Source organism: Kitasatospora sp. NPDC057500 (genome assembly GCF_042802195.1).
Lineage (GTDB): Bacteria > Actinomycetota > Actinomycetes > Streptomycetales > Streptomycetaceae > Kitasatospora.
This window is the reverse complement of the sequence record NZ_JBHVER010000434.1, coordinates 1-1,630: the sequence shown is the minus strand read 5'-3', so window position 1 is coordinate 1,630 and position 1,630 is coordinate 1. Positions and strand designations below refer to the sequence as shown.

The window sequence follows — 1,630 nt, the reverse complement described above, 5'->3', positions numbered from 1 at the left end:
CCCGGGGCCGGCCGGGTCAGCAGGCCGTGGCCAGCTGCGGCTCGGCGCCCGCCGCCGGACGCGGCACCAGCGCCACCACCCGGCCGCCGCGCCCCGGGTGCAGGTCCAGCCGCAGCCGCAGCTCGGCGCTGCGGGCCAGCACCAGACCCACCGCACCGGCCGCCGCCGCCGAGACCAGACCGCAGGCCAGCAGCCCCAGCCGGGGCCCGTACGAGGCGGTGACCCAGCCCACGATCGGCGCGCCGATCGGCGTGCCGCCGGTGAAGACCAGCATCAGCAGGCCCATCACCCGGCCGCGCATCGCGGGCTCGGTGGCCAGCTGGAGCGAGGCGTTGACCGAGGTGTTGAAGCTCAGCCCGAACACCCCGATCAGGGTGAGCAGCAGTGCGAAGGTCCAGTAGCCGGGCGCGAACGCCGCCACCACTTCCAGCGCGCCGAACCCGAGGGCCGCGCCGACCAGTCTGCGCAGCCGGGGTGCGCCCCGGCGGGCCGCGATCAGCGCGCCGGTCAGCGAGCCGACCGCCATCGCGGTGTTCAGCAGGCCGTACTGCCCGGCGCCGACGTGGAAGGTGTCGGTGGCGAAGCCCGCCAGCAGGGTCGGGAAGTTGAAGCCGAAGGTGCCGATGAACCCGGCCAGCACCAGCGGCCAGAGCAGCTCGGGCCGCTCCTTGACGTACCGCAGGCCCTCCCGCAGCTGCCCCTTCTCGCGGGCGATCGGCGCGGTCGGGCGCAGTTCGCTCGTCCGCATCGCGAGCAGCCCGCCGATCACGGCGGCGAAGGACAGCGCGTTCAGCGCGAACGCCCAGCCGCTGCCGACCGCGGCGATCAGCAGGCCCGCGACGGCGGGGCCGACCAGCCGGGCGGTCTGGAAGTTGGCGGCGTTCAGGCTGACCGCGTTGGCGAGGTCCTTCGGGCCGACCATCTCGGAGACGAAGGCCTGCCGGGTCGGGTTGTCGACCACCGTGACCAGGCCGAGCAGCAGCGCGAACACGTACACGTAGTACGGGGTCACCACGCCGCCGACGGTGAGCACGGCGAGGCCGGCGGCGAGCAGGCCCATCGCGCCCTGGGTGAAGATCAGCAGCCGGCGCTTGGGCATCCGGTCGGCGAGCACCCCGCCGAACAGGCCGAACAGCAGCATCGGCAGGAACTGCATGGCGGTGGTGATGCCTACCGCGAGCGGGCTGCCGGTGAGGCTCAGGACGAGCCAGTCCTGGGCGATGCGCTGCATCCAGGTACCGGTGTTGGACACCACCTGGCCGGCGAAGTAGTAGCGGTAGTTGCGAACGCGCAGTGAGGAGAACATCCCCCCGGGCCGGGTGAAGCGGGCACCGGTCGGGGATGAGGGGTGCCGCGCGGTGCGCGTCCCGAGAAGGGTGGCGGCGGGCGACGGGCGGGCCGCGCGGGTGCGGCCGGGAGCGGCGGGGTCGTCCGCCGCGGTGCGTTCGTCGGGGTCGTCGTCGCCGCTGCCCGGCAGCCCCGTCGGGGCGGGTGCCTGGGCGTCGGCGGCCGCGGCGCTCGCCGCGGCGGGGTCGGTGGTCTGCTCGTCGGTCCGGGTACGGGTGGCGGCGGCGCTGGCTGCGGCCGGCGGTGTCACGGTGGTCTCCCCTCGCGGCGCGACGGCCGGTGG

1 protein-coding gene is annotated in these 1,630 nt (G+C 75.3%); it reads right to left on the bottom strand.

From position 1 onward, the window contains the following. Positions 1–16: 16 nt before the first annotated feature. Positions 17–1,630, bottom strand: a 1,614-nt coding sequence (locus ACFU74_RS37240) for an MFS transporter (RefSeq protein ID WP_380764571.1), incomplete at its 5' end; no start/stop codon positions are given.